24 protein-coding genes and 1 pseudogene are annotated in these 25733 nt (G+C 27.1%); 10 read left to right on the top strand and 15 right to left on the bottom strand.

The window, feature by feature from the left end; all coding sequences use genetic code 11:
* Window positions 1-89: 89 nt before the first annotated feature.
* From U881_RS0106790 to U881_RS13345, 11 genes are all read right to left on the bottom strand, one after another.
* Window positions 90-950, bottom strand: coding sequence for a virulence associated lipoprotein (locus U881_RS0106790; protein ID WP_024653776.1), 861 nt, complete (start codon window positions 948-950; stop codon window positions 90-92).
* 114 nt (window positions 951-1064) lie between these two features.
* Window positions 1065-2120 (bottom strand): CRASP family complement regulator-acquiring lipoprotein, encoded by a 1056-nt coding sequence (locus U881_RS0106795; protein WP_024653777.1) that lies wholly within the window; start codon window positions 2118-2120, stop codon window positions 1065-1067.
* Between the two features lie 115 nt (window positions 2121-2235).
* The gene (locus tag U881_RS0106800; protein WP_024653778.1) at window positions 2236-3291 is read right to left on the bottom strand and encodes a CRASP family complement regulator-acquiring lipoprotein; all 1056 of its coding nucleotides are present in this window, start codon (window positions 3289-3291) and stop codon (window positions 2236-2238) included.
* A 206-nt stretch (window positions 3292-3497) separates the two neighbouring features.
* A complete protein-coding gene (locus U881_RS10975; protein ID WP_024653779.1) occupies window positions 3498-3782 on the bottom strand; it encodes a hypothetical protein in 285 nt (94 codons plus the stop codon).
* Between the two features lie 295 nt (window positions 3783-4077).
* Window positions 4078-4890 (bottom strand): CRASP family complement regulator-acquiring lipoprotein, encoded by an 813-nt coding sequence (locus U881_RS11600; protein WP_024653780.1) that lies wholly within the window; start codon window positions 4888-4890, stop codon window positions 4078-4080.
* A gap of 248 nt (window positions 4891-5138) precedes the next feature.
* Window positions 5139-5930 (bottom strand): CRASP family complement regulator-acquiring lipoprotein, encoded by a 792-nt coding sequence (locus tag U881_RS0106820; protein WP_024653781.1) that lies wholly within the window; start codon window positions 5928-5930, stop codon window positions 5139-5141.
* 393 nt (window positions 5931-6323) lie between these two features.
* Complete coding sequence (locus U881_RS10985; protein WP_051374056.1) at window positions 6324-7187, bottom strand: virulence associated lipoprotein; 864 nt, start codon at window positions 7185-7187, stop codon at window positions 6324-6326.
* Window positions 7188-7339: 152 nt separating this feature from the next.
* On the bottom strand, window positions 7340-8119 hold the full coding sequence (locus tag U881_RS0106830; RefSeq protein WP_024653783.1) for a complement regulator-acquiring protein: 780 nt from the start codon (window positions 8117-8119) through the stop codon (window positions 7340-7342).
* Between the two features lie 219 nt (window positions 8120-8338).
* On the bottom strand, window positions 8339-9142 hold the full coding sequence (locus tag U881_RS0106835) for a complement regulator-acquiring protein (RefSeq protein WP_024653784.1): 804 nt from the start codon (window positions 9140-9142) through the stop codon (window positions 8339-8341).
* A gap of 230 nt (window positions 9143-9372) precedes the next feature.
* The gene (locus U881_RS10990) at window positions 9373-9885 is read right to left on the bottom strand and encodes a hypothetical protein (RefSeq protein WP_235048152.1); all 513 of its coding nucleotides are present in this window, start codon (window positions 9883-9885) and stop codon (window positions 9373-9375) included.
* A gap of 38 nt (window positions 9886-9923) precedes the next feature.
* A complete protein-coding gene (locus U881_RS13345; protein ID WP_235048153.1) occupies window positions 9924-10157 on the bottom strand; it encodes a hypothetical protein in 234 nt (77 codons plus the stop codon).
* 664 nt (window positions 10158-10821) lie between these two features.
* Between U881_RS13345 and U881_RS0106845 the strand changes: the two genes are divergently transcribed.
* From U881_RS0106845 to U881_RS0106860, 4 genes are all read left to right on the top strand, one after another.
* Window positions 10822-11772 carry a P12 family lipoprotein gene (locus tag U881_RS0106845; protein ID WP_024653785.1) on the top strand — a complete coding sequence of 317 codons (951 nt, stop codon included), beginning with the start codon at window positions 10822-10824 and terminating at the stop codon, window positions 11770-11772.
* Between the two features lie 397 nt (window positions 11773-12169).
* The gene (locus tag U881_RS13865; RefSeq protein WP_051374057.1) at window positions 12170-12499 is read left to right on the top strand and encodes a variable large family protein; all 330 of its coding nucleotides are present in this window, start codon (window positions 12170-12172) and stop codon (window positions 12497-12499) included.
* Between the two features lie 529 nt (window positions 12500-13028).
* The gene (locus U881_RS0106855) at window positions 13029-13685 is read left to right on the top strand and encodes a hypothetical protein (RefSeq protein WP_152520701.1); all 657 of its coding nucleotides are present in this window, start codon (window positions 13029-13031) and stop codon (window positions 13683-13685) included.
* Window positions 13686-14167: 482 nt separating this feature from the next.
* Window positions 14168-15181, top strand: a complete 1014-nt coding sequence (locus U881_RS0106860; RefSeq protein ID WP_024653787.1) for a variable large family protein — start codon at window positions 14168-14170, stop codon at window positions 15179-15181.
* 264 nt (window positions 15182-15445) lie between these two features.
* Here U881_RS0106860 and U881_RS0106865 read toward each other — a convergent pair whose 3' ends face one another.
* From U881_RS0106865 to U881_RS0106880, 4 genes and pseudogenes are all read right to left on the bottom strand, one after another.
* Window positions 15446-16459: a variable large family protein gene (locus U881_RS0106865; protein ID WP_024653787.1), complete on the bottom strand. Its 1014-nt coding sequence runs from the start codon at window positions 16457-16459 to the stop codon at window positions 15446-15448.
* A gap of 482 nt (window positions 16460-16941) precedes the next feature.
* A complete protein-coding gene (locus tag U881_RS0106870) occupies window positions 16942-17598 on the bottom strand; it encodes a hypothetical protein (RefSeq protein ID WP_152520701.1) in 657 nt (218 codons plus the stop codon).
* Between the two features lie 529 nt (window positions 17599-18127).
* Window positions 18128-18671: pseudogene (locus U881_RS11610) on the bottom strand (variable large family protein); the annotation flags it as partial.
* A gap of 183 nt (window positions 18672-18854) precedes the next feature.
* Window positions 18855-19805 carry a P12 family lipoprotein gene (locus U881_RS0106880; RefSeq protein ID WP_024653785.1) on the bottom strand — a complete coding sequence of 317 codons (951 nt, stop codon included), beginning with the start codon at window positions 19803-19805 and terminating at the stop codon, window positions 18855-18857.
* A gap of 664 nt (window positions 19806-20469) precedes the next feature.
* Between U881_RS0106880 and U881_RS13350 the strand changes: the two genes are divergently transcribed.
* The 6 genes from U881_RS13350 (at window position 20470) to U881_RS0106905 (ending at window position 25488) form a co-directional block, all read left to right on the top strand.
* Window positions 20470-20703, top strand: a complete 234-nt coding sequence (locus U881_RS13350; RefSeq protein WP_235048153.1) for a hypothetical protein — start codon at window positions 20470-20472, stop codon at window positions 20701-20703.
* 38 nt (window positions 20704-20741) lie between these two features.
* Window positions 20742-21254, top strand: coding sequence for a hypothetical protein (locus U881_RS11005; protein ID WP_235048152.1), 513 nt, complete (start codon window positions 20742-20744; stop codon window positions 21252-21254).
* Between the two features lie 230 nt (window positions 21255-21484).
* Entirely contained in the window at window positions 21485-22288 is an 804-nt protein-coding gene (locus tag U881_RS0106890; RefSeq protein WP_024653784.1) for a complement regulator-acquiring protein, read from the top strand.
* A 219-nt stretch (window positions 22289-22507) separates the two neighbouring features.
* Window positions 22508-23287 carry a complement regulator-acquiring protein gene (locus U881_RS0106895; protein ID WP_024653783.1) on the top strand — a complete coding sequence of 260 codons (780 nt, stop codon included), beginning with the start codon at window positions 22508-22510 and terminating at the stop codon, window positions 23285-23287.
* Between the two features lie 152 nt (window positions 23288-23439).
* Complete coding sequence (locus U881_RS11010; protein WP_051374056.1) at window positions 23440-24303, top strand: virulence associated lipoprotein; 864 nt, start codon at window positions 23440-23442, stop codon at window positions 24301-24303.
* Window positions 24304-24696: 393 nt separating this feature from the next.
* Complete coding sequence (locus U881_RS0106905; RefSeq protein ID WP_024653781.1) at window positions 24697-25488, top strand: CRASP family complement regulator-acquiring lipoprotein; 792 nt, start codon at window positions 24697-24699, stop codon at window positions 25486-25488.
* Window positions 25489-25733: the final 245 nt, after the last annotated feature.

Here is a 25733-nt window from a genome sequence, read left to right on the forward strand (position 1 = left end):
GTGATTTATTTTTGCAGATTAAATTTATTTTATTTTTTATATTTATACACCATTATAAGTTGTCTTTTTATTCTTTGTATAATTTTACTTTAATTTAGTTTTAATTTCAAAATTTGACTAATTTGGTATGCTATCTCTTCAGTTTTGTTTGCCAATTCTTTGAGTTTATATTCATAATGCATTTTGTTTATATGGTTTTTTAAGTAAGTGGCATCACCATCTCTGATATTGTCTTTATTATTTTGAAAATCATTATAAATTGTCATTGCATATGTTTTACCCGTATCTCTAATTTTTTGAATTTCATCAAATTTGTCTTTAAGTTCTTGCAGATTATTTAAACTTAAGAAATGAAGATCATTTTGCTTTTGAGATAGGGGTATTAATGCGACTTCAAAGTAATTGTGAGCATATTTTTTAATTGCAGATAAGATATTTTCTAATAATATATTATATTCTGTATTAATATCATATTCCTTTTGTCTATAAGTAATGTTGGTATTTGCTTTTTGTGCTAATTTGTTTAGGATTGTCTGAAAATTGATGATGGCAAATCGTCGGTATTCAAGTGCTAGGTAGATTAGTTTTCTTACACTTTTATTATTCTTACTTGCATAAACCTCATCATTTTTATGATCTTTTGCCACTTGAAATACTGTTTGATTATTAACCCTATATAAAATATTATCTTCTATCCAATCGTCATTATCGTTGTACATGTTTAGTATGTATTTATCCCTTATAATTTTGCTTTTTAGTTTGGCTATTATAATTTTTTTTTCTCTCATTTGTTCTGTGTGTGTATTTTTTATATACTTTTCTAGGTTGTTTTTTATGCTTTCTGCTTCTTGTAGTTCTTGTTCTAATTTTCCAAATATTTTAACATTTTCTTTGCAAGCTAGAGTAGCTATAACAATTACGCTGAGGATGATAGACGATCTATTTTTCAAAATATTCTCCTTATTTGTATCAAAGCTATACTTATTGTGATTTGGCTACCTTGTTAGGCATTATACATCTATTGAAGTTTAATATCAAGATTGTTAAATTTTTGTGTTTTATTTTTATTTTATAATGTTTTTAATTTGGGTAATTAGCTTTTCGAGTTTTTTAAATTGATTTGTAAATTTTGTATTATATTCATTATTTTTTATATAGTCTATTAATTTTTCAATGTCACCAGTTTTGATCATGCCTTCATCATTTTGAAAATCGTTATAAATCTTGCTTGCATACTCTTTGCAAGTATTGCCGATTGTTTTTCGTTCATCAAATATATTGTTTAGTGTTTGTATGTCATTGATTGTTAAGGAATTAAGTTTCTTTTGGTTTTCTTCTGATATATTAAATGCATTATTGAAATATAAATTGAAATACTCATTGATGTTATGTATTATATTCTGTATTATTTTTTGAATTCGTTCATCCTTTGAAGAAGTTTGTAATTTTGTATTGGGTTTTAATGTGTGCTTTATAAAAGTGTCTTTTGTAATTTTGTTAAGAATTTTACCGAGAGATTCAATATGAGTATTATTATACTCAAATATTAGGTAAATTTTATTTCTATTTTTTTTATTTTGTGGATGAGAGTATGGCAAATTTTGGGTTTCAATCACATCAAATGCTTTATTGAGATTATTTTTATTATAATGTTCATTATCATGCATTCCAAATTGATTGATAGGTTCATTATAATAATTATTTTTGTGTATTATTAGTAACTTTTGAATATCTTGAATTTTTTGCTTTAGAGCAATTTTTGCTTGATCTAATTCAATCTTGGATTGTGTTTGTTGAGATTGTTCTTCGTCTTGTTTTGTTATATCTTCTATTTCTTTTTTTAAATCTTGTTCTTTTTGGATTAGGTCTTGTGTTTGTTGTTTTTTTTCTTTTATTGATGATTGAATTTTATTTAGGAGTGTTGCTGTTGTTTGATTTGCTATCTTTTCTTGTATTGCCATTCTTATGGTTTCTGTTTGACTTTCTTGTGTTTGTTTTACTGTTGCCAATTCTATTTCTTTTAATTTTTGTTCTAATGTTGCAAGTTTTGCAACATTTACTTTGCAAGTTAGAGTAATAATGGCAAAAAAAGTAAGTATGATAAGCAATCTATATCTCAAAATATTCTCCTTGTCTTTTAAAACATATTAGTTGTCGTTGTTTGATAGTGCTCGTTTAGGCATTATACTTTGATTGAGGTTTAATATCAAGATTTTGATAATTTTATGTGAATATTTATTGTATTTCATCTAAAATTGTTTTTAAGTTTTGAGCAATATTGTTGATATTATCATTGATATTGGACAATTGATTAGCTTTATCAATTGTATTTAGTATGTACTGTTGTGATAAAATTTGAGATTGAGCTTTCTGTTTAGAATATTCATCAACGATTTGTATCAGATAATTGTCAAAATTTTGCTTTTGTTGTTCAAGTTCTTTGAATGCTGTTTGAAGTTTATATAGTTGTTCAATATGTAATATATGAAGCTTGTCTTGTTTGTCATTCAGTGTTGTTATTGCAGTGTCATAGTAGTACTTACAGTGTCTAATTATGGCATAGATGATGTCTTGAGCAGTATTTTTTTTACCAATAAGCTTTAATTCATGCAAGATATCACCATATTGTTGAATGGTTTTTGTATCGTACTTGAGAATTAAGTAAATTCTTCTTCTGTTTGGAGCATTGTGATGATTTGCAAGCCTTATATTAATGTATGGGAGATGTGAGATATCTTTTTTGTTAAAATTATCGTATAAGATATTTTCTTTGCTATAGCCAATATAATTAAATGGTCGACTTTTGTTTAATCGATCTGTCATTCCAAAATGATCATAAGGTTCAGGCCAATTGGGATCTGTGTGTATGTTTATTAATGTTTGTCTATCTAATATTGTTAATTTTATCTGATTAATGATGTCTTGTCTTATTATTGCTATTTTTTCTTGTGTCATTTTGTTTTTTTGTGTTTGTATTTTGTGTTTTATTTCTTCTTGTTTGTTTTTTATATTTGCTTCTCTTAATTCGATAAATTCTTGAGTTATTTGTTCTTCTGCTGCTTCTTCTTCTTTGACGATTTTTTGTGCTTCTAGTTCTGCTTCTGTTTCTATTGTTTGTATTAGAGCGCCTAATTCTGTATTTGCTTTTATTGCTTGTGTTTCTAATACTATTTGTTTAGCGTTTTGTATTGTTTTTAGTGCTTGTGTTAATTCTTTAATATTATCAAGATTTGTTTTACAAGTGAGAGTAATGATAGCTAGTGTAAAGATAATAGGTAATTGATTCTTCAAAACATTTTCCTTTTATAAAAAACCTAATTATTATTATTTGGTTTGCTTTACTATGTACCATATTATATATGTTATTAAATATTAATAGCAAGATGAATAGCAAGTAAAGTGTGGGGTTTTATTAATAATAAATGGTTAATGAATTTGCGTGTTTTTTTATTATTCATTGAGTTTTTATATATATTTTATATTCTTTGAATAGTTTTTTATTTTATTGTTCCTATTTTTTTTCTTGCTTTTTCTTCTTTTGCTTTTTCTTCTTTCAATATTTTTTTTATTAGTTCTTCTTGCCTTGATTGTCTCTCTAATATTGTCTTTTCATCTTCTGGTGTTATTGTTAGTGCTTTTTGTATTATTATTTTTGCTTTTGCTTTTTCTTCTTCTTCTTTTTTTGTGAGTTCTTCTTGTACTTGTAGTGCTCTTCGTTTTATTTCTTCATAGTCTTCATTTGCCTTGCAGTTGCTTAAACTTATTAAGATTGATATAACCAAAAGGTCGTATTTCAGAATATTCTCCTTATTTTTTATGATAAATCAATGTTGATGTTTAATTATTGATCATCATTAATTGATATTATATGTTTTTTGGGTTTGTATGTCAAGATAGGATTTAAGAGGACATTTTAATGATAATTCTTAATAATTTTTGTTTTTTTAAAGGTTATATGTTTAAGCATATGTTTTTTAGAAGTGTTTTATAAATTTTATGGATAGAAAAATAAAGAGAAGATAAAAAGTTCTTCCCTTTATTTATGTGTGTAATAATGGTTTGTATATATTATTTTTCTTATGTGGTTTTATTTAAGATGTGTATCACTGTGGGCGCTGTTTTTTTTATTTTAGAAAAATTGTCTTCAAGTGAAATTCGGTTGCAGTAGAGGTAGTCTGCCAGTTCCATAAAGTTGGCTTGACTTTTGATTGCCTTATCTTTGTTAACACCAATTTTGATATCATTGTTGTAATCATTTTTAATTACAGTTACTATATCTTGTATATTTGCCATTGCTTGTGTAACTTCATTAAGATTTGTTTGTAGATTGATTAAATCGGTTGGAGATAAATCTTTGATTTTATCCCTTTTATTTTTTAGTGATTGAAATATGTCTATGTAACAGGTTTGAGCATATTCTGTTATTTGAGCAAGAGTTCCCGAATATGATTCTTTGACCTTGTCGTCATAGAGTGCTATGTTTCCTGCTGCTTGCATTCTGTTAGTAAACGCTTCGAAAGCTTTGAGGTATTCTGTATTATATTCAAATGCAAGATACACTTTTCTTCTCCTTTCTTTAGATGTTTTATCTGCTGCATTGTATTGTGTCTCTTGATTGCCATTCTTGATGTACGTAGCTATGTCAAAGATTTGATTTTGTCCTTTGAGATTGTATTCTTGTCCATCTTCATTCCAATTTGCATCTTCATGTTTTTTTAGTGCCTGTTCTATTGCTGGAGTGAGTTTGCTGAGTATGTTTTCAAGTAGGAGTATTTCTTGTGGATTTTGTTGAGTTCCGTTTGTTACCCTTTGATTATTATATTGATTACAAGCTAGTAGAAATAAGCTTGTTAAAATTGAAGTCAATATAACAAAAATTTTGTGTTTCAAAATATTCTCCTTATTTCTAAAATTAGATATAAAATTAGACATAAATAATATTGTTAAAAATATGAATTAATGATAATTATTAAGTGATATTATATGTTTATTGGGTATATATGTCAAGGTAAATCTAACATTATATCATTTAAAAATAAAAAAATTTACATTTTAATACGGATATTATTTATATATTTAATCTTGGAAAATATATCTTTTTTAAGTGTTATGCTTCAACTTAAGGAAAAAATTTTTTCTTAAGTTGAAATTTGTGTTTGTATTTTACCTAATATAGTTGTAATTTCGGTAGTTGCATTGTTAATTATGTCTAGGCTAGGTATTATATTTTTGCATGGACATTGTAGGTATTTGAATGTGTTTTTATGATCATAATAGCTCTTAATTCCCTGTTGCCAGATGCTAATTAGTCTGTCATTATCATAATCTTCTTTGATTTGTACCTTTATGCTTTTGATTTTATTATATGCATTTGTAATATCATTAAATTTTGCTTGTAATTGTTGTAAGTCATTTGAAGATAGTTTTTTAAGATTATCTTTTTTATCTCTTAGTGTTTTGAATATTTTTAAGTAGTAATTGTCAGCAGATTCTCTTATCTTTGATAAGAAATCTTCTATTATAATTTTGTACTTATGATTATTATTGTGTTGTAATTGACTTGAGAATTGTTTAGTAATTGCTTTAAAAGTTGTAATGTAATTTATATCATATTCAAATGCAAGGTATATTTCTCTTCTTGTTGCTTTAGAGTCTGGATCCCCTGTATTGTATTTTATTTCTTTGTTGTCCTTTTTGTATGTAACCCTGTCAAATAGTTGGTCATGGTTTAATAGACTACCATATCCTTGTTTATTCTCATCCCAATTTTCGTCTTCATGTGTTATTATTGTCTGTTCTATTTCTGGAGTAAGTTTACTGAGTATATCTTCAATTGGTGATACTGCGAATCTGTTTATATCTTGATTACAAGTTAGTAGGAATAAGCTTGTGAAAATTGAGATAAATGCAATACAAATTTTGTGTTTCAAAATATTCTCCTCGTTTTTAGATATAAGTAATTTTATTTAAAAATGTGAATTAATAATAGTTATTAAGTGATATTATATGTTTTGTTGGGTATGTATGTCAAGGTAAATTTATATTATATCGTTTAAAAATAAATTTTTATATTTTTATACGGGATATTATTTATATATTTAATCTTGTAAAGTAGATCTTGTAAGTGTCGTTTTTTTTAACTTAAGAGAAATTTTTTCTTTAAGTTTATATTTGTATTTTGTTTGTATATTTTAAGGAGTTTTAGTTTGTTATCAGAGTTTATGTAATAAAACGGGTAGTTTATTATCAACTATATAACACCTAGGGAGAAGATAATTTCTCCTTACTTAGGGTGTAAATTATATATATATCTTATTATTTTGTTATTTTATCTTATTTAAGATTTGCGCAATACTTCTAGCTTTGTTGCTTACTTGCTGAGCGGCATTTATAATATTAGTTTTCTTTGTGTTTGGTTTTAAGTATGCTACTATTTCTGCGTCAGTAGCAGTTGCCCAGTTTTTTGCTGGTGTTTGATTAGTACCAGGAGCACCACCAACAGCAGGAGCACCAGGAACAGCAGCAACAACTTCTCCGTTTGTAGTGTAGCTGTCTATAGTTGGTTTTATTTGGCTTATAAATGCGATTTTTTTGTCTTCAAGTTCCTGTAAACAATGATTTAAACTTTCAAGTTCTTGTAGAGTTAGTGTTTTAAGCTTGTCTTTTTTGTTTTGTAAATTTTGATATACATCTATATAATAGCTTTTAGCTTGATCTCTTACGGCATCAATAATTTCTTCGAAATCTGTTTTATTGGGATTGTTGTTCATTTTTGCTAATCTATTTGCAATTGTTGCAAAACTTTGTAGCGATGCTTTATTGTACCCAAAAGCTAAGTACAATTCTAGTCTTGCTTGTCTATCTTCCTCGGTGTCCGGATTAGCAGCAGCATTATTTACATATTTTCGTTTGGTATTATTGGCATTCGTATATTGAATTGTGGCAAATAATTGATTATTTCCGTTAAGATTGAATGTTGCTGCGTTTTCATCCCAATTTGTATCGAGTGCAGTAGTGTGTGCACCTATTATTGATGTTATATCTGCAGTGAGTCGAGCATTGATTTGTGAAATTTCTTGTGTTTTTTGTTCTTGATCTTTGTCTGTGGGCTTTTCTGGTGCTTTAGGATCTTGTCCACAGGCCAATAAACTTGCTAAAATAAATGTGATAAAAACTTTTCGTTTCAAAATATTCTCCTTATTGTTAAAACTAAATAACCTTATTAACACTTTTTCTATATATTAGTTAATAATTGTTATTATCACATAGTATATATTAAATTGGTTTTTATATCAATATATTCTTGTTAGTTTTTTGTATAATTTTTTTTGAGCATTTTTTAAATTCTTGTTAAGATGTCTTTAATGTCATTACTAAGATTTTTGATCGTATTGATTGCAGTAAAATGCGATTTATAGTATTGATTTATATGTGTTATTATTTTGGTTTTATCGGTTTGAATATTGTTTCTGTTATTAGTATAATCTTTAATAATATTGTTTACAGTTTGATTCCAATTTATTCTGAACATTGCTAATTGATCAAATTTGTCTTTTAGGGATTGTAAAATCTCAAGATCTAAAGATTGAAGTTCTTTACTCCTACTGAGGAGTGATTGGAATTCATTTGCAAAGTAATATGAAGCGTATCTTATTGCCGTATTTGTAATATCTTGAAGTAAATTTTTGCTTTCAGTATTAATGGTTTCTATTATTTTGTTAAGAACCATTCCAAAAGTTTTAATTTTTGCTTTATCATATTCTAAAGATAAATATAATCTTCTTCTAAGAGGTAGATTTCTTGCGTCATCTACTTGATACTTGTTTAATTTATTGTCAAGCATATTAAATGTTTTACCATTGCCTTTCATGCCAAATTGCGTGCTATCTTCAATCCAGTTTTTGTTGTTGTGTATCTCTAGTACTGTTTTAATATGATAAGCTTTTTGTGCAATTTGAAGTATTAAACTATTTTTATGTTTTTTTGTTGGATCTAAATTATCTAAAAAATTTCTTAAGCCTACAATTCCTGTTTTTGGGAAAAAACGTTTGACATCTGAATTGCAATTAATTAAAGTGAAAATTATTATGAAATTGATGATAAGGAAATATTTTTTCAAAATATGCTCCTTGATTTTTATATCTGAGAAATTTTAATTTGTGATTATAAATTAATTAAATTATATACATATATTTATATAATTATCCATAATTATTATTATATTTTTTTTAAACTATTTAAAAATTATTGTTTGTTGACAGTATAAAAAATAACAAAAGAGAAAGAATCTTTCCTTTTGTATTTATGAATTATTTTTTATTATTTTTTATATAAATTTTTAATTTAGTGTTTTTAAAATTTTATTTATATCGCCAATTATTATGCCAATTGTTGGAATTTTATTTTTAAGTATGTTGCCATATTGTTCTCTTATATGTTCAATGAGTTTTTGACTATCAGTTTGAATTCCCATTTTATTATCTTCATAATCTTTGATAATATTGTCCACAGTATTTTGCCATAGTAATCTTAATTGTTTAATTGTGTCAAATTTTACCTTTATTGTTATTAAATCTTGAAAATTTAATAAATCTAATTTATCTTGATACTCTTTGAGTTTATCGACTGCTCTTTCAAATAAAAATTGAGAGTAAGCTCTTCCTGCATTTGTGATATCTATATGCAATTGTCCTCTATGAATATCATCAGATGTTATTTTATTGAGTATAATGCCAAGTTGGCTAATTTTATTTTCGTTGTAATCTAGAGATGAATAAAATTGTCTTCTGTTGCCTTGACTTTTGGGGTCGTTGTAAGCTTTTTGGCTAGGATTGCCTATAATGATTTTAAAAGCTCCATTTTTCATTCCAAATTGATCTGCAGGTTCGTTTTCTTGAATATTGTTTTTGTCTTGTTCGATTAAATCAGTAACATTTTGAATCTCTTCTTTTAAAGATTTTATTATCGTTTGTTTTTCTTTTGTTTTGGTTTCTTTTGGATATTCATTTTGTATTTGTACTTGTTGGGATGTTATGTAATCTTTTTGCATTGATTGTGTATTCGTTTGTTCATTAAGGTCTGATTTACAAGCATTTAGATTAAAAATGACTAAAAAAGACATTATAAAAAAATAAGTTTTCAATATATTCTCCTTGTCTTTAAAATTTAGTAAATGTTACTTAAATAATTAACATTTTATCAATCGATATTAGTTCTTATTTGATAAAATGTATTATATGATATTATATAATATATAAGCTAATATAGCAAAGTATTTATATTCTAAATAATTATTTTGGATAATAATTTATGGTGTTATTGAAATAGATGCATTACTTTAATATGATTATTAATCAAAATTAATTGGCAATTCTAATTTGAAAAGCATACTTCAATTATTCCTGTTGCAGTGCTTAGAGAATTAGCAGCATCTTTTAATGATGTCAAAGCTTCTTTAAGTTTATTTGGAGCTTTGTCTAAATTGTCGTGTAATTCTTTATATACACCATTAAAAAAATATTTACTTGCGTTTCTCATAATTATATTTATATATGTTTTCATATTATCTTTATCTTTCGATTCTTGAAAATATATTCTTATGTCTGGGTAAGATGTGTTGAATTCTTTTATTGTATTTTGTATTTCTAATTCCTTGTTATGTTGCATTTCTTTTGTTGCTATATTCAACAATTGATCTAGTAAAGATATTATTTTTACTCCACTATCTATATTGCTATTTATTGCATTTGCTGTAAGGCCGTTGTATCCTGCATTTAATAATGTTTGAAATGCTATTGCTATTTTTTCTGCAGATTTTTTAATTGTTTTAATAAAGTTTGGGATATCATTTACTTCTAATTTTGCTTTACCTTGAATTTTGCGCAACTTATTGATGTTATTTTTTGAATCTTCAGAAGTTGTTTTTACCTCGTTGGCAATTTGGCAAGCTCTTCTGTACTTAAGGCTTTAATTTCAGTTGTTTCTAATCCTGTAAGTTTGCTTACTTGTCCTGCAATAGAGTCTACTACGGATTTGGCATTTTCTTTTGCTAATTTGGTTTCACTTTCTGCTTTTAATTTATTATTATTTAATTTACAATTGATTGTAATTATTAATACCATAATGCTTATTATGTATATTATTTTCATATATTTCATACAATATCTCCTTTTATAATAAATATACTTCATAAATTTGATAGTACTGCGGGTTAATTTGTTTTGATATCCGTTCTAAATGGCGTATAGCGGTAGTTTGCGTGTTGTGATTGGGATAATTTTAGGAGATAAATATAAAAAATCCCCTAACACAAAGGGGATTTAAATAATGTATAAAAACATTGTGAGTAAACAATCTTCCTTTTGAAAAATTAAAGTGTTTGGTAATTAATTATTAGTGCAAAAATTACTTATTTTCAAATTTTATTTCAATTTTTTTGAAAAAAATCATTTTTTTATTTTTTATAGCTTTTTATAAAAGCTTTTTTTGTATTATGTATTAAATTATTTGATAAGGTGGAGCATAAATAAGTGTTGTAAACATGTAATTTATTATTTTTTATGGAATATATACATGCTTTATTTTTAAAATGTGTGTTGATTGTTCAAGATCTATGATGTATATTTTTGTTGCTTCCTTAGAACATTGGTCTTAATTTTTACCATTAGGATCAAATTTATTAGGTTGTTATGTGATCTTTTTGATTTAATTATTAATGAAATTATCTGAAATTAGGATTAAATGATATATACTTACTGAAAAATACTTTGTCGTCTGTTAATATTTAAGATTTGGATGGTTTTATTAATCAGGAGAAGAATTATGAAAAAAGATATTCGAATAGTATTTATGTTTATGTTATTGTTATTGTTGTCTTGTGATGCTGATATTTTGAATGACTTTATAGCTAGAACTAAAATAAAACCTACAGATAAGAATCAAAATATAGAAGATTTGCGCTATATGCAAACAGATCAAGAAGGTGGTGTTATAGGGCTTGAAGAGAGTGAGGAAGGTGTTGGAATTAAAAGTGTTGAAAAAAAATTAGAACCACAAATTATTCAGAGGCCTGTAATAGTTCCTTCTAAGCCTGTTAATGAAGTTTTTGAACCTGTTAGTAACCACCTGTATTTTTCTCAAAAAGCTATAGTAGTAGAAGAAAAGGACATAATTCCAACTACTAAGGAAGAAAAGGACGCAGAGAGTAAAATTGAAGATGTAAAAAAGGCGCTTAAAGACACTAGTTTTTCACAATTATTTGAAAATGCAAGTAAGCTTAAAAGTAGAGCTGAACAGGTAAGAGTTGATCTTTCTGCTCTCATTAAGGAAGTTGAGGCTAAAAGGTCTTTATTGAAATCGAAGTATGATAATCTTGAAAGGAATGTGCGGCCTAGACGTGTAGGAACGTTGTCTCAGAGTGTTAAAATCTTGCGTGAATTGAGTACCCAGTTAAAGGTGGTTTATGATCTTGAGGATATTATCAATCGCATTAGTGAGGGGATAGATGGGATAAAAAGTGCAGAATTTTTCTTTAAGAGGGCTAATGATCTTTTAAGCGAGTCTATTATTAAGAGATTGCAAAATAAGCGTTTAATTTGGAGCAGGAGAGATAGGAATGTAGTATGGTTATCCAGGAATGCACAGCGGGATGCAGAAACTTCTTTATCTAACCTTACATATTCTGTTATGAATATAGGAGAGGCAACGGGAAGACTAAACGAAATTAAAGTTCTTATTGATGATGCAAAGTTGCAATTAGTGAAAATTAAATAAAAGTTGCAAAAAAGTATAAATAGTTTTTACTCTTTATTGTTGATAAAAGGAGAGACATTCTTAACAGGGTGTCTTTCTTAGATTTTATTTTATTTAGATAAATTTTTGAGGTATGTGATTCTAACAAGGTAGTTTAGGTATCCTTTCAACAAGACGGAGCATCAGAAAAACACAGAAGAATGAAAGGAAGCATATAAAGGCTTGAAAGGGATAGTAGAAGTAGCCAAGGAGAGTAGGAGTTGATGAATGGAAAGAGAGTAGTGTGACATTTAGATTCAAATGTAATAGGAGTAACTGATGAAAAAAAAGGAGCTAAGGTATTAGCAGTGGATGTTAATGCAGGAGAAGCAGTGGGAAAAAATCAGCATTAATAGTGTCATCAGTGAGAGGAGAGGAAATGATAGCAGCGATAGTGAAATCAACAGAAGATAAAGTTAAAAAAATAGAAGCTCATGCAACTGCAAGTACAAGTCTATTGGAATTTGCAGTAGGAGGGACAGCAGTTAATGTAGCTAATGAGAGTGCAAAGGTAGCAACAGTAGGAGGAGGTATAGTGATGAGAGGGATAGTAAAAGGAGGGAAGTTAGCAGCTGCACATAATTCAAATGATGATGACAAAGTAATACAATTAACAGGGATAACAGCAGTGAATAAATTGTTGAAAGCAATAGAGGATATAGTGAAGAAGACAGTCAATAATGTTCTTAAAGAAGCAAAAGTAAAATAGATGACGCAAGGGGGTTCAAAAGCAATAGTTTTAGACACAAGTAAGAAGTAATAAATAAGGCAGATATTTTAGATTATTGTGGAAAGATAGTAGAAGGCAAGTTTAGAGATAATTCTAAATACTTTATACATATCTTACCCCTCCCAAGCTATTTATACAACTCAACTGTTGAGTCTCAATATCTCAAAATAAAATAATTACTATTAAATTATTTCAATATTAAATAAATTCCCAAAAATATTTCTAATTATTGACTTAATTTATTTAATATTGAATGTTATTTTTGTAATCTTAAATTTATTTATCTCTATACAGAAAACTTTTTTTGCTTCACTTGTACTTACTAGAAACGATTTATATTGTAAAAATTGTAATAAAAATCATCCAAAATTTTAGGCTGATACTTGTAATTAATCTTAAAAGATATATACTTTCAAAAAAAGGAATAAAAATGATTAAAACACTGATACTAAGTCTGATTTTTTCTATATTTATATCTTGCGATTTAATAAATAAAAAGAACGATTCAATGAATAAGAAAGTTGATGATGCAGTTATTGGTTTATTAAATCCAATTATCAGGGTTGATACTGATGGTGTTATTGGTAGTGATGTTCATACAGATGAAGTTCAAGAAAGTTTGTATGACGATATGGCTGTTGATGTAGCTATGAATAAAGTTGAGACAGCTTTTAAAAGAGCTTGTGAGGCAAAATATAAAGTTAATGAAATTTATACTAAGTCTTATTTTGATGAGAAAAAGGCTAAGCGTGTTAAACAGGATTCTTATGAATCTTGGCAAAAAGCTTATAATGCAATGAAAGCGGCTGAAGCGACTCTTAAGATTGATTTAGAGAAAGCAAGAGATGATTATGATGTTGCTTTTAAGAATGATAAAGATAAGGCTTTAGAAAATTGGATTGTTGCTAAGGATCGTGCTATTAAATCTTTGGAAGAATTTTATGTAGCTGAGAATAATGCACTTGAAGTTTATGTATATGCTGAATCAGTTTATGCTAAAGCTTATAGAGATGGGGAAAAAGTTTTGAAAAAAGCTGTTGAGGAGTTGCAGAAGGCTGAAAGAGAGGCTTATGAAATTGCAGATAATATCATTAAGACTTGGGGTAAATTTGATAGAGTGAAAGAATCTATTGAAAATTGGAAGAAGATGTATGAAGATATTTGAATTTATACAAATAAAATTTTTTATAAATCATTGTTTTTTTAAACACTTAATTTTGGTATAAAGACTAATGTAGTGTTATTACTTTTCTAGTAAATTAAATCATAAAGAAAAAATAGTCAATATTAAGTAATAGATGTAGTGATATCTTCACAATTTTAAATCTTAAATTCATAGGCCTTCACATAGATAAAAAAATTCATTATAAATGATATGATTAAACAAAAGGAATTAGATAAAAAATTAGAACACTAAATTTAAACTTATTGGTTTATGTATTTTATTACATTTTCTTTTAGTTTTAAGATTTTAATCAATATAAAATATAAATCAGTTATTGAATAATTTTATAAATATTTTATCTTAATATTTTCTAATACATGCAATAATTTTTATTATATTTAATGTTGGTGGGATTTTTTTTTAAGATATGTGATCTATATTATATAATGTTGTAAAAATATAAGTTAAGATAGGGAGGTTTAATGAAAAAATTATTAGGTTTATTAATTGTTGTGACTTTATTTGTCGGATGTGATATTAGTATTCTTGGTTCTAAGAAATTGGGAATTAATAATCAGAATTCTTTGTTAAATGAAGCAATCAAGATAGGACAAGAAATAAGAGAGGATTTGCGGGATAAGTTTGGCTCTATTGGTGAGATTATTAGTCATGTGTCAGGGTGGTTTGTTGATATTAATGCTAATGATAATAGAAGTAAAATAAAAGATCATTTTCACAAATTAGAAAAAGGATTAGAAGCTATTAAAAGAAAATTAGAAGATGAAGTTAATGAAGATGAAAGTGTGATTGTAGGAGTTAATAAAGTTATTGACGAAATAACAGTTGCTGTAAAAAAGTTAGCTGAGTCTACTGGTGATAATATTGGTATTGGGGAAATTAATAATAGCAGCGGTACTAAAGCTTCTACTATTTCTAATAAAGAAAGTGTTGCTGCTATGATTTCAGGGATTAAAGATATAGTTGAAATTGCAGAAAAGTCTCATGTAGAGATTAAAAGGGTAAATGATGGTTCTGCTGTTGTTGGTACTGCTGGTAAAGATGGTGCAACATATGCCCTTAATGGTGGTCAAGGTGGTGCTGATAAAGGAGCTGGTTCTAAGCTTGTTGAAGAAGTATCTAAAGCTGATGCATGGGCAATGATTAATAAAATTAAAAATGCTACAACTACAAGTGAAAATATTAGTGACAAAAATGATAATGATGCTGGAAAGCTAATTACTGGTACTACTAGTCAGGGTAAGAGTGCTGCGGCTCTAACTAATGCAGATTTTGCAGCAGCTGTTGCATTGAAGGCAATGAGTAAGAATGGTAAATTTGCTGCTTGCGAGATTGCTGATGACAATAATGATGAGTATAGTAAGAAAATCAAAGAGGCTGCAGCTAATGCTGTTAACAAGGTATTAGGTGTTCTTGACGTAATTATTATGCAAACATTACAAATGGAACTTAGTAAAATAAAGCATAAGATTAAGTAAATAAGATTTTTAAAATTAAAAGATTATTTGAGAAGTGCTTATTTAAGTATAAGTGCTTCTTTAGAATGTTATTATTAAGAAAGTTAAAAAAAAGAGATAATAGATTAGATTTATACTAATAGCAAATTAACTAGTTAATTTGCTATTAGTATAAATCTAATCTATTATCTCTTTTTTTTAACTTTCTTAATAATAACATTCTAAAGAAGCACTTATACTTAAATAAGCACTTCTCAAATAATCTTTTAATTTTAAAAATCTTATTTACTTAATCTTATGCTTTATTTTACTAAGTTCCATTTGTAATGTTTGCATAATAATTACGTCAAGAACACCTAATACCTTGTTAACAGCATTAGCTGCAGCCTCTTTGATTTTCTTACTATACTCATCATTATTGTCATCAGCAATCTCGCAAGCAGCAAATTTACCATTCTTACTCATTGCCTTCAATGCAACAGCTGCTGCAAAATCTGCATTAGTTAGAGCCGCAGCACTCTTACCCTGACTAGTAGTACCAGTAATTAGCTTTCCAGCATCATTATCATTTTTGTCACTAATATTTTCACTTGTAGTTGTAGCATTTTTAATTTTATTAATCATTGCCCATGCATCAGCTTTAGATACTTCTTCAACAAGCTTAGAACCAGCTCCTTTATCAGCACCACCTTGACCACCATTAAGGGCATATGTTGCACCATCTTTACCAGCAGTACCAACAACAGCAGAACCATCATTTACCCTTTTAATCTCTACATGAGACTTTTCTGCAATTTCAACTATATCTTTAATCCCTGAAATCATAGCAGCAACACTTTCTTTATTAGAAATAGTAGAAGCTTTAGTACCGCTGCTATTATTAATTTCCCCAATACCAATATTATCACCAGTAGACTCAGCTAACTTTTTTACAGCAACTGTTATTTCGTCAATAACTTTATTAACTCCTACAATCACACTTTCATCTTCATTAACTTCATCTTCTAATTTTCTTTTAATAGCTTCTAATCCTTTTTCTAATTTGTGAAAATGATCTTTTATTTTACTTCTATTATCATTAGCATTAATATCAACAAACCACCCTGACACATGACTAATAATCTCACCAATAGAGCCAAACTTATCCCGCAAATCCTCTCTTATTTCTTGTCCTATCTTGATTGCTTCATTTAACAAAGAATTCTGATTATTAATTCCCAATTTCTTAGAACCAAGAATACTAATATCACATCCGACAAATAAAGTCACAACAATTAATAAACCTAATAATTTTTTCATTAAACCTCCCTATCTTAACTTATATTTTTACAACATTATATAATATAGATCACATATCTTAAAAAAAAATCCCACCAACATTAAATATAATAAAAATTATTGCATGTATTAGAAAATATTAAGATAAAATATTTATAAAATTATTCAATAACTGATTTATATTTTATATTGATTAAAATCTTAAAACTAAAAGAAAATGTAATAAAATACATAAACCAATAAGTTTAAATTTAGTGTTCTAATTTTTTATCTAATTCCTTTTGTTTAATCATATCATTTATAATGAATTTTTTTATCTATGTGAAGGCCTATGAATTTAAGATTTAAAATTGTGAAGATATCACTACATCTATTACTTAATATTGACTATTTTTTCTTTATGATTTAATTTACTAGAAAAGTAATAACACTACATTAGTCTTTATACCAAAATTAAGTGTTTAAAAAAACAATGATTTATAAAAAATTTTATTTGTATAAATTCAAATATCTTCATACATCTTCTTCCAATTTTCAATAGATTCTTTCACTCTATCAAATTTACCCCAAGTCTTAATGATATTATCTGCAATTTCATAAGCCTCTCTTTCAGCCTTCTGCAACTCCTCAACAGCTTTTTTCAAAACTTTTTCCCCATCTCTATAAGCTTTAGCATAAACTGATTCAGCATATACATAAACTTCAAGTGCATTATTCTCAGCTACATAAAATTCTTCCAAAGATTTAATAGCACGATCCTTAGCAACAATCCAATTTTCTAAAGCCTTATCTTTATCATTCTTAAAAGCAACATCATAATCATCTCTTGCTTTCTCTAAATCAATCTTAAGAGTCGCTTCAGCCGCTTTCATTGCATTATAAGCTTTTTGCCAAGATTCATAAGAATCCTGTTTAACACGCTTAGCCTTTTTCTCATCAAAATAAGACTTAGTATAAATTTCATTAACTTTATATTTTGCCTCACAAGCTCTTTTAAAAGCTGTCTCAACTTTATTCATAGCTACATCAACAGCCATATCGTCATACAAACTTTCTTGAACTTCATCTGTATGAACATCACTACCAATAACACCATCAGTATCAACCCTGATAATTGGATTTAATAAACCAATAACTGCATCATCAACTTTCTTATTCATTGAATCGTTCTTTTTATTTATTAAATCGCAAGATATAAATATAGAAAAAATCAGACTTAGTATCAGTGTTTTAATCATTTTTATTCCTTTTTTTGAAAGTATATATCTTTTAAGATTAATTACAAGTATCAGCCTAAAATTTTGGATGATTTTTATTACAATTTTTACAATATAAATCGTTTCTAGTAAGTACAAGTGAAGCAAAAAAAGTTTTCTGTATAGAGATAAATAAATTTAAGATTACAAAAATAACATTCAATATTAAATAAATTAAGTCAATAATTAGAAATATTTTTGGGAATTTATTTAATATTGAAATAATTTAATAGTAATTATTTTATTTTGAGATATTGAGACTCAACAGTTGAGTTGTATAAATAGCTTGGGAGGGGTAAGATATGTATAAAGTATTTAGAATTATCTCTAAACTTGCCTTCTACTATCTTTCCACAATAATCTAAAATATCTGCCTTATTTATTACTTCTTACTTGTGTCTAAAACTATTGCTTTTGAACCCCCTTGCGTCATCTATTTTACTTTTGCTTCTTTAAGAACATTATTGACTGTCTTCTTCACTATATCCTCTATTGCTTTCAACAATTTATTCACTGCTGTTATCCCTGTTAATTGTATTACTTTGTCATCATCATTTGAATTATGTGCAGCTGCTAACTTCCCTCCTTTTACTATCCCTCTCATCACTATACCTCCTCCTACTGTTGCTACCTTTGCACTCTCATTAGCTACATTAACTGCTGTCCCTCCTACTGCAAATTCCAATAGACTTGTACTTGCAGTTGCATGAGCTTCTATTTTTTTAACTTTATCTTCTGTTGATTTCACTATCGCTGCTATCATTTCCTCTCCTCTCACTGATGACACTATTAATGCTGATTTTTTCCCACTGCTTCTCCTGCATTAACATCCACTGCTAATACCTTAGCTCCTTTTTTTTCATCAGTTACTCCTATTACATTTGAATCTAAATGTCACACTACTCTCTTTCCATTCATCAACTCCTACTCTCCTTGGCTACTTCTACTATCCCTTTCAAGCCTTTATATGCTTCCTTTCATTCTTCTGTGTTTTTCTGATGCTCCGTCTTGTTGAAAGGATACCTAAACTACCTTGTTAGAATCACATACCTCAAAAATTTATCTAAATAAAATAAAATCTAAGAAAGACACCCTGTTAAGAATGTCTCTCCTTTTATCAACAATAAAGAGTAAAAACTATTTATACTTTTTTGCAACTTTTATTTAATTTTCACTAATTGCAACTTTGCATCATCAATAAGAACTTTAATTTCGTTTAGTCTTCCCGTTGCCTCTCCTATATTCATAACAGAATATGTAAGGTTAGATAAAGAAGTTTCTGCATCCCGCTGTGCATTCCTGGATAACCATACTACATTCCTATCTCTCCTGCTCCAAATTAAACGCTTATTTTGCAATCTCTTAATAATAGACTCGCTTAAAAGATCATTAGCCCTCTTAAAGAAAAATTCTGCACTTTTTATCCCATCTATCCCCTCACTAATGCGATTGATAATATCCTCAAGATCATAAACCACCTTTAACTGGGTACTCAATTCACGCAAGATTTTAACACTCTGAGACAACGTTCCTACACGTCTAGGCCGCACATTCCTTTCAAGATTATCATACTTCGATTTCAATAAAGACCTTTTAGCCTCAACTTCCTTAATGAGAGCAGAAAGATCAACTCTTACCTGTTCAGCTCTACTTTTAAGCTTACTTGCATTTTCAAATAATTGTGAAAAACTAGTGTCTTTAAGCGCCTTTTTTACATCTTCAATTTTACTCTCTGCGTCCTTTTCTTCCTTAGTAGTTGGAATTATGTCCTTTTCTTCTACTACTATAGCTTTTTGAGAAAAATACAGGTGGTTACTAACAGGTTCAAAAACTTCATTAACAGGCTTAGAAGGAACTATTACAGGCCTCTGAATAATTTGTGGTTCTAATTTTTTTTCAACACTTTTAATTCCAACACCTTCCTCACTCTCTTCAAGCCCTATAACACCACCTTCTTGATCTGTTTGCATATAGCGCAAATCTTCTATATTTTGATTCTTATCTGTAGGTTTTATTTTAGTTCTAGCTATAAAGTCATTCAAAATATCAGCATCACAAGACAACAATAACAATAACATAAACATAAATACTATTCGAATATCTTTTTTCATAATTCTTCTCCTGATTAATAAAACCATCCAAATCTTAAATATTAACAGACGACAAAGTATTTTTCAGTAAGTATATATCATTTAATCCTAATTTCAGATAATTTCATTAATAATTAAATCAAAAAGATCACATAACAACCTAATAAATTTGATCCTAATGGTAAAAATTAAGACCAATGTTCTAAGGAAGCAACAAAAATATACATCATAGATCTTGAACAATCAACACACATTTTAAAAATAAAGCATGTATATATTCCATAAAAAATAATAAATTACATGTTTACAACACTTATTTATGCTCCACCTTATCAAATAATTTAATACATAATACAAAAAAAGCTTTTATAAAAAGCTATAAAAAATAAAAAAATGATTTTTTTCAAAAAAATTGAAATAAAATTTGAAAATAAGTAATTTTTGCACTAATAATTAATTACCAAACACTTTAATTTTTCAAAAGGAAGATTGTTTACTCACAATGTTTTTATACATTATTTAAATCCCCTTTGTGTTAGGGGATTTTTTATATTTATCTCCTAAAATTATCCCAATCACAACACGCAAACTACCGCTATACGCCATTTAGAACGGATATCAAAACAAATTAACCCGCAGTACTATCAAATTTATGAAGTATATTTATTATAAAAGGAGATATTGTATGAAATATATGAAAATAATATACATAATAAGCATTATGGTATTAATAATTACAATCAATTGTAAATTAAATAATAATAAATTAAAAGCAGAAAGTGAAACCAAATTAGCAAAAGAAAATGCCAAATCCGTAGTAGACTCTATTGCAGGACAAGTAAGCAAACTTACAGGATTAGAAACAACTGAAATTAAAGCCTTAAGTACAGAAGAGCTTGCCAAATTGCCAACGAGGTAAAAACAACTTCTGAAGATTCAAAAAATAACATCAATAAGTTGCGCAAAATTCAAGGTAAAGCAAAATTAGAAGTAAATGATATCCCAAACTTTATTAAAACAATTAAAAAATCTGCAGAAAAAATAGCAATAGCATTTCAAACATTATTAAATGCAGGATACAACGGCCTTACAGCAAATGCAATAAATAGCAATATAGATAGTGGAGTAAAAATAATATCTTTACTAGATCAATTGTTGAATATAGCAACAAAAGAAATGCAACATAACAAGGAATTAGAAATACAAAATACAATAAAAGAATTCAACACATCTTACCCAGACATAAGAATATATTTTCAAGAATCGAAAGATAAAGATAATATGAAAACATATATAAATATAATTATGAGAAACGCAAGTAAATATTTTTTTAATGGTGTATATAAAGAATTACACGACAATTTAGACAAAGCTCCAAATAAACTTAAAGAAGCTTTGACATCATTAAAAGATGCTGCTAATTCTCTAAGCACTGCAACAGGAATAATTGAAGTATGCTTTTCAAATTAGAATTGCCAATTAATTTTGATTAATAATCATATTAAAGTAATGCATCTATTTCAATAACACCATAAATTATTATCCAAAATAATTATTTAGAATATAAATACTTTGCTATATTAGCTTATATATTATATAATATCATATAATACATTTTATCAAATAAGAACTAATATCGATTGATAAAATGTTAATTATTTAAGTAACATTTACTAAATTTTAAAGACAAGGAGAATATATTGAAAACTTATTTTTTTATAATGTCTTTTTTAGTCATTTTTAATCTAAATGCTTGTAAATCAGACCTTAATGAACAAACGAATACACAATCAATGCAAAAAGATTACATAACATCCCAACAAGTACAAATACAAAATGAATATCCAAAAGAAACCAAAACAAAAGAAAAACAAACGATAATAAAATCTTTAAAAGAAGAGATTCAAAATGTTACTGATTTAATCGAACAAGACAAAAACAATATTCAAGAAAACGAACCTGCAGATCAATTTGGAATGAAAAATGGAGCTTTTAAAATCATTATAGGCAATCCTAGCCAAAAAGCTTACAACGACCCCAAAAGTCAAGGCAACAGAAGACAATTTTATTCATCTCTAGATTACAACGAAAATAAAATTAGCCAACTTGGCATTATACTCAATAAAATAACATCTGATGATATTCATAGAGGACAATTGCATATAGATATCACAAATGCAGGAAGAGCTTACTCTCAATTTTTATTTGAAAGAGCAGTCGATAAACTCAAAGAGTATCAAGATAAATTAGATTTATTAAATTTTCAAGATTTAATAACAATAAAGGTAAAATTTGACACAATTAAACAATTAAGATTACTATGGCAAAATACTGTGGACAATATTATCAAAGATTATGAAGATAATAAAATGGGAATTCAAACTGATAGTCAAAAACTCATTGAACATATAAGAGAACAATATGGCAACATACTTAAAAATAAAATTCCAACAATTGGCATAATAATTGGCGATATAAATAAAATTTTAAAAACACTAAATTAAAAATTTATATAAAAAATAATAAAAAATAATTCATAAATACAAAAGGAAAGATTCTTTCTCTTTTGTTATTTTTTATACTGTCAACAAACAATAATTTTTAAATAGTTTAAAAAAAATATAATAATAATTATGGATAATTATATAAATATATGTATATAATTTAATTAATTTATAATCACAAATTAAAATTTCTCAGATATAAAAATCAAGGAGCATATTTTGAAAAAATATTTCCTTATCATCAATTTCATAATAATTTTCACTTTAATTAATTGCAATTCAGATGTCAAACGTTTTTTCCCAAAAACAGGAATTGTAGGCTTAAGAAATTTTTTAGATAATTTAGATCCAACAAAAAAACATAAAAATAGTTTAATACTTCAAATTGCACAAAAAGCTTATCATATTAAAACAGTACTAGAGATACACAACAACAAAAACTGGATTGAAGATAGCACGCAATTTGGCATGAAAGGCAATGGTAAAACATTTAATATGCTTGACAATAAATTAAACAAGTATCAAGTAGATGACGCAAGAAATCTACCTCTTAGAAGAAGATTATATTTATCTTTAGAATATGATAAAGCAAAAATTAAAACTTTTGGAATGGTTCTTAACAAAATAATAGAAACCATTAATACTGAAAGCAAAAATTTACTTCAAGATATTACAAATACGGCAATAAGATACGCTTCATATTACTTTGCAAATGAATTCCAATCACTCCTCAGTAGGAGTAAAGAACTTCAATCTTTAGATCTTGAGATTTTACAATCCCTAAAAGACAAATTTGATCAATTAGCAATGTTCAGAATAAATTGGAATCAAACTGTAAACAATATTATTAAAGATTATACTAATAACAGAAACAATATTCAAACCGATAAAACCAAAATAATAACACATATAAATCAATACTATAAATCGCATTTTACTGCAATCAATACGATCAAAAATCTTAGTAATGACATTAAAGACATCTTAACAAGAATTTAAAAAATGCTCAAAAAAAATTATACAAAAAACTAACAAGAATATATTGATATAAAAACCAATTTAATATATACTATGTGATAATAACAATTATTAACTAATATATAGAAAAAGTGTTAATAAGGTTATTTAGTTTTAACAATAAGGAGAATATTTTGAAACGAAAAGTTTTTATCACATTTATTTTAGCAAGTTTATTGGCCTGTGGACAAGATCCTAAAGCACCAGAAAAGCCCACAGACAAAGATCAAGAACAAAAAACACAAGAAATTTCACAAATCAATGCTCGACTCACTGCAGATATAACATCAATAATAGGTGCACACACTACTGCACTCGATACAAATTGGGATGAAAACGCAGCAACATTCAATCTTAACGGAAATAATCAATTATTTGCCACAATTCAATATACGAATGCCAATAATACCAAACGAAAATATGTAAATAATGCTGCTGCTAATCCGGACACCGAGGAAGATAGACAAGCAAGACTAGAATTGTACTTAGCTTTTGGGTACAATAAAGCATCGCTACAAAGTTTTGCAACAATTGCAAATAGATTAGCAAAAATGAACAACAATCCCAATAAAACAGATTTCGAAGAAATTATTGATGCCGTAAGAGATCAAGCTAAAAGCTATTATATAGATGTATATCAAAATTTACAAAACAAAAAAGACAAGCTTAAAACACTAACTCTACAAGAACTTGAAAGTTTAAATCATTGTTTACAGGAACTTGAAGACAAAAAAATCGCATTTATAAGCCAAATAAAACCAACTATAGACAGCTACACTACAAACGGAGAAGTTGTTGCTGCTGTTCCTGGTGCTCCTGCTGTTGGTGGTGCTCCTGGTACTAATCAAACACCAGCAAAAAACTGGGCAACTGCTACTGACGCAGAAATAGTAGCATACTTAAAACCAAACACAAAGAAAACTAATATTATAAATGCCGCTCAGCAAGTAAGCAACAAAGCTAGAAGTATTGCGCAAATCTTAAATAAGATAAAATAACAAAATAATAAGATATATATATAATTTACACCCTAAGTAAGGAGAAATTATCTTCTCCCTAGGTGTTATATAGTTGATAATAAACTACCCGTTTTATTACATAAACTCTGATAACAAACTAAAACTCCTTAAAATATACAAACAAAATACAAATATAAACTTAAAGAAAAAATTTCTCTTAAGTTAAAAAAAACGACACTTACAAGATCTACTTTACAAGATTAAATATATAAATAATATCCCGTATAAAAATATAAAAATTTATTTTTAAACGATATAATATAAATTTACCTTGACATACATACCCAACAAAACATATAATATCACTTAATAACTATTATTAATTCACATTTTTAAATAAAATTACTTATATCTAAAAACGAGGAGAATATTTTGAAACACAAAATTTGTATTGCATTTATCTCAATTTTCACAAGCTTATTCCTACTAACTTGTAATCAAGATATAAACAGATTCGCAGTATCACCAATTGAAGATATACTCAGTAAACTTACTCCAGAAATAGAACAGACAATAATAACACATGAAGACGAAAATTGGGATGAGAATAAACAAGGATATGGTAGTCTATTAAACCATGACCAACTATTTGACAGGGTTACATACAAAAAGGACAACAAAGAAATAAAATACAATACAGGGGATCCAGACTCTAAAGCAACAAGAAGAGAAATATACCTTGCATTTGAATATGATATAAATTACATTACAACTTTTAAAGCAATTACTAAACAATTCTCAAGTCAATTACAACACAATAATAATCATAAGTACAAAATTATAATAGAAGATTTCTTATCAAAGATAAGAGAATCTGCTGACAATTACTACTTAAAAATATTCAAAACACTAAGAGATAAAAAAGATAATCTTAAAAAACTATCTTCAAATGACTTACAACAATTACAAGCAAAATTTAATGATATTACAAATGCATATAATAAAATCAAAAGCATAAAGGTACAAATCAAAGAAGATTATGATAATGACAGACTAATTAGCATCTGGCAACAGGGAATTAAGAGCTATTATGATCATAAAAACACATTCAAATACCTACAATGTCCATGCAAAAATATAATACCTAGCCTAGACATAATTAACAATGCAACTACCGAAATTACAACTATATTAGGTAAAATACAAACACAAATTTCAACTTAAGAAAAAATTTTTTCCTTAAGTTGAAGCATAACACTTAAAAAAGATATATTTTCCAAGATTAAATATATAAATAATATCCGTATTAAAATGTAAATTTTTTTATTTTTAAATGATATAATGTTAGATTTACCTTGACATATATACCCAATAAACATATAATATCACTTAATAATTATCATTAATTCATATTTTTAACAATATTATTTATGTCTAATTTTATATCTAATTTTAGAAATAAGGAGAAT

It is taken from the genome of Borrelia persica No12 (assembly GCF_000500045.1).
GTDB classification, from domain to species: Bacteria; Spirochaetota; Spirochaetia; order Borreliales; family Borreliaceae; genus Borrelia; species Borrelia persica.

What these genes read in the sequence shown, in the direction of transcription:
- U881_RS0106860 (WP_024653787.1), top strand. Translation starts at nt 14,168, where the DNA reads ATGAAAAAATTATTAGGTTTATTAATTGTTGTGACTTTATTTGTCGGA.
- U881_RS0106880 (WP_024653785.1), bottom strand. Translation starts at nt 19,805, where the DNA reads ATGAAAAAAGATATTCGAATAGTATTTATGTTTATGTTATTGTTATTG.
- U881_RS0106870 (WP_152520701.1), bottom strand. Translation starts at nt 17,598, where the DNA reads ATGAATAAGAAAGTTGATGATGCAGTTATTGGTTTATTAAATCCAATT.
- U881_RS0106855 (WP_152520701.1), top strand. Translation starts at nt 13,029, where the DNA reads ATGAATAAGAAAGTTGATGATGCAGTTATTGGTTTATTAAATCCAATT.
- U881_RS0106865 (WP_024653787.1), bottom strand. Translation starts at nt 16,459, where the DNA reads ATGAAAAAATTATTAGGTTTATTAATTGTTGTGACTTTATTTGTCGGA.
- U881_RS0106845 (WP_024653785.1), top strand. Translation starts at nt 10,822, where the DNA reads ATGAAAAAAGATATTCGAATAGTATTTATGTTTATGTTATTGTTATTG.
- U881_RS13345 (WP_235048153.1), bottom strand. Translation starts at nt 10,157, where the DNA reads ATGAAATATATGAAAATAATATACATAATAAGCATTATGGTATTAATA.
- U881_RS13865 (WP_051374057.1), top strand. Translation starts at nt 12,170, where the DNA reads ATGATAGCAGCGATAGTGAAATCAACAGAAGATAAAGTTAAAAAAATA.
- U881_RS13350 (WP_235048153.1), top strand. Translation starts at nt 20,470, where the DNA reads ATGAAATATATGAAAATAATATACATAATAAGCATTATGGTATTAATA.